Source organism: Arthrobacter sp. 2YAF22_2, assembly GCF_052114645.1.
Taxonomy (GTDB): domain Bacteria; phylum Actinomycetota; class Actinomycetes; order Actinomycetales; family Micrococcaceae; genus Arthrobacter.
Window position 1 is genome coordinate 1 of sequence record NZ_JBFRFD010000392.1, and the last position, 3,578, is coordinate 3,578.

Annotated in this window: 4 protein-coding genes; 2 read left to right on the forward strand and 2 right to left on the reverse strand. The window is 72.0% G+C overall.

Annotated features, from left to right (window positions below):
- A partial coding sequence (locus tag AB4Y86_RS14600) for an AMP-binding protein (RefSeq protein ID WP_441402919.1) occupies window positions 1-856 on the forward strand: 856 nt, incomplete at its 5' end.
- A complete protein-coding gene (locus AB4Y86_RS14605; RefSeq protein WP_441402920.1) occupies window positions 853-1,857 on the forward strand; it encodes an NAD-dependent epimerase/dehydratase family protein in 1,005 nt (334 codons plus the stop codon). The genes AB4Y86_RS14600 and AB4Y86_RS14605, both read left to right, overlap by 4 nt.
- On the opposite strand, the gene mutM is transcribed toward AB4Y86_RS14605, so the two are convergent.
- Together mutM and rnc are read right to left on the reverse strand one after the other, a co-directional pair.
- Window positions 1,809-2,774, reverse strand: a complete 966-nt coding sequence (gene mutM / locus AB4Y86_RS14610) for a bifunctional DNA-formamidopyrimidine glycosylase/DNA-(apurinic or apyrimidinic site) lyase (RefSeq protein WP_441402921.1) — start codon at window positions 2,772-2,774, stop codon at window positions 1,809-1,811. The two genes, AB4Y86_RS14605 and mutM, sit on opposite strands and share 49 nt — an antisense overlap.
- Window positions 2,775-2,782: 8 nt before the next feature.
- The gene (gene rnc, locus AB4Y86_RS14615) at window positions 2,783-3,499 is read right to left on the reverse strand and encodes a ribonuclease III (RefSeq protein WP_441402922.1); all 717 of its coding nucleotides are present in this window, start codon (window positions 3,497-3,499) and stop codon (window positions 2,783-2,785) included.
- Window positions 3,500-3,578 lie beyond the last annotated feature (79 nt).

The window sequence follows — 3,578 nt, forward strand, 5'->3', positions numbered from 1 at the left end:
CACCAAGAGCGGCTTGGACCGGGCCGGCCACGATGCCCTGGGCCGCGTGGAGCTGGTGCTCTCCGCCGGCGCGCCCGTCCCCGAGCCGCTCCTCGCCCAGGTGCAGCGGCTGGTCCCCCGGGCCTCCCTGCACACCCCCTACGGCATGACCGAGGCGCTGCCGGTCACCGACATCAGCCTCGAGCAGATCCGCGCCGCCGAGGCCGACGCGGCCGGCGGAACCATGGCCGGGGCCGGCAATGGTGTGTGCGTCGGCCTGCCGGTGCACGGCGCCCGCGTCGCCGTCATCCCGCTCGCCGCGGACGGCACCGCGCCCGGGACCGGCTCGGTCACGGACCCGGCAGTGACGGGTGAGATCCTGGTCAACGCCCCGCACGTGAAAGAAGCCTACGACAGGCTCTGGCTGACCCAGATGGAGAGCGACCGCACGCCGGGCTGGCACCGCACGGGCGACGTCGGACACTTCGACGCGGCCGGGCGGCTCTGGGTGGAAGGACGGCTCGCGCATGTCGTGACGGCGCCCGGTACTGTCGTGACGCCGGTGGGCGCCGAGCAGGCTATCGAGGGCCTGGCCGAGGTCGGCCTGGCCGCCGTCGTCGGGGTCGGCCCGTCCGGGACGCAGGCTGTCGTCGCCGTCGTCGAGACCGTACCTCCCGCCCGCCGGGCCGGCCCCGCCGCCCCGCAGCTCGCGGGTCGGGTGCGGGACGCCGCCCGCCGGGCCGGTGTCAGCATTTCCGCCGTGCTCACGGTCCCCTCCCAGCCGACCGACATCCGCCACAACGCCAAAATCGACAGGACCCGGCTGTCCCGCTGGGCCACCAAGGTGCTGGCCGGCGGCCGTCCGGGCACGCCGTGAGGGTCCTGGTCACCGGCGCGAGCGGCCTGCTCGGCCGGGCTGTGGCCGCGCTGCTGGTAGGCCAGGGGCACGATGTCACCACGTTCCAGCGCCGGCCCTCAGGCGTCGACGGCGCCGCGGACGTCCTCGGCTCCGTGACGGACGACGACGCCGTCCGCCGCGCCGCCGTGGGCGCGCAGGGCGTCATCCATCTGGCGGCCAAGGTCTCCTTCACCGGCCGCGCCGCGGAATTCGACGAGGTCAATGTCGAAGGCACACGGCGCCTGCTCCGGGCGGCCCGCTCGGCCGGGGTGCGGGACCTGGTGTTCGTCTCCTCCCCGTCGGTGGCCAACTCGGGGGCCGCCATCGCCGGACTGGGCGCCGAGCCGGCGGATCCGCTCCGCGCTCACGGCGACTATTCGCGCACCAAGGCCGAGGCTGAACTGCTGGCCCTCGCCGCGGACTCGCCGGAAGTCCGGGTGGCGGCGGTGCGCCCGCACATTGTGTGGGGACCGGGCGACACGCAGCTGGTGGAACGGGTGCTGGAGCGTGCGGCCCGCGGGCGCCTGCCGCTGCTGGACGCCGGCGCGGCCCTGATCGACACCACTTACATCGACAACGCCGCATCGGCCATTGCCGCCGCGCTGCACCGCATGGCGCACATCCACGGCCGGGCGCTGGTGGTCAGCAACGGCGAACCGCGGCCGGTCGGCGAACTGTTGGCCGGCATCTGCGCAGCGGGCGGCGTCCCGGCACCGTCGTGGCGGGTGCCTGGCAGACTGGCCCGGGCGGCAGGATCGGTGGTGGAGAGGGTCTGGACCCGGACCGGCCGGGCGGAGGAACCACCGATGACCAGGTTCCTCGCCGAACAGCTTTCCACGGCCCACTGGTTCGATCAGCGCGAGACCCGGGAACTCCTCGACTGGACTCCCGCCGTGTCGCTGGACGATGGCCTGAGGAGGCTGGCGGACTACTACCAGCGCCCGTTCCGCGGCCGCGGCTGGCAGACCGGGCAGGTGTAGGACGAACGGTTCATGAACTGTTCGCGCTTGACCAGGCTGACGATTCCGGCCGCGCCGCAGCGCCGGCATTCCTGGCCCACGCGGCCGTAGGCGTTCAGGGACCGCTCGAAGTAGCCGGAGGCACCGTTGACGTTGACGTAGAGCGAATCGAAGCTGGTTCCGCCGGCGGCCAGGGCGTCGGCCATGACCTCCCGGGCGGCGTCGAGCACGCGCAGCGCCTCGGAGCGCCGCAGCGTGTCCGTGGGGCGGGCGTAGTGCAGCTTGGCGAGCCAGAGCGCTTCGTCGGCGTAGATGTTGCCGATCCCGGAGACGAGGCCCTGGTCCAGGAGCGCCCGCTTCAGTCCGGTTTTCCGGGCGCGCAGCCGCCGGTAGAAGGTATCGAAGGAAAAGCACGGGTCCAGCGGGTCCCGGGCGATATGCGAGGCTTCTTCGGCGATGAGCGGCAGCGGGGTTTCCGCGAGGCCGCCGGGGCCGCCGTCGTCCGTGGGGATCAGCGAGGTGAGGAACAGGCCGCCGAAGATGCGCTGGTCCACAAACCGCAGCTGTTCCGGCATGCCCGACGCGGGGCTCAGCCGCAGCCGGATCTTCAGGTGCTTCTCGTCCGGGACGTCGGCGTCCTGCATCAGGAGCTGGCCCGACATGCCCAGGTGGGCCATCAGGGCGACGGCCGGCGTGCCGCTCCCCGCGTCGCCGCGGTCGGGCGCGGGATGGTCGGTGAGCGGGAGCCAAAGGAATTTCCCGCGTCGGACCACGTCCAGGACGCGGGCGCCTTCCAGGTTCCCGGCGAAGTCCTCGGCCCCCAGCGCGTGCCGTCGGATGGAGCGCGGATCCAGCACCTCCACGGCGGTGATGGTCCGGCCCCGCACCCAGTTCACCAGGCCGCGTCGGACCACCTCGACCTCGGGCAGTTCGGGCACGGTGGCGCCTAGCTGCCGGTCTCGGGCTTCAGCCGGGAGCCCTCGGCGGGCGCAGAGAGCCGGCGCCAGGCGTCTGCTGCCGCTTCCTGTTCGGCTTCCTTCTTGGAATTACCCGCGCCGGTGCCGTAGTCGTGGCCGCCGATCCGCAGCACGGCTTCGAAGGTCCGCGCGTGGTCCGGGCCGGAGCCCTCCACCGCGTAGTTGATGGTCCCGAGCTGGCGGCTGGCCGCGAGCTCCTGGATGCTGGTCTTCCAGTCGGTGCCGGCGCCGAGCGCGGCAGCGTCTTGCAGCAGCGGCCCGATCAGCCGCATGACGAGCTGGCGGGCGGACTCCAGGCCGTTGGACAGGTAGGTGGCACCGATCAGCGCCTCCATGGTGTCCGCCAGGATGGACGCCTTGTTCTTGCCCTCGGTGAGCTTCTCGCCCTGGCCGAGGTAGATGTACTCCCCCAGCCCGATGCTCCGGCCGATGCCGGCCAGTGCCCGGGTGCTGACGACGGCGGAGCGCCGCTTCGCCAGCTCGCCCTCGGGCAGGTCCGGGTTGTCCCGGTACAACGCATCGGTGACGGAGAAGCCCAGGATGGAGTCGCCCAGGAACTCGAGCCGTTCGTTGGTGGGGATGCCGCCGTTTTCGTAGGCGTAGGAACGGTGTGTCAGAGCAAGACGAAGCGTCCCGGCGTCAATAGAGACACCGAGACGCTTCAGAAGCTCTTCAGTTGAAGACATCTTGGTCAGCCTGTTGGCGGATTAGACGTCTGCGACCTTGCGGCCCTTGTACTCAAGGAACAGCGCGGTGCCAGCCGAG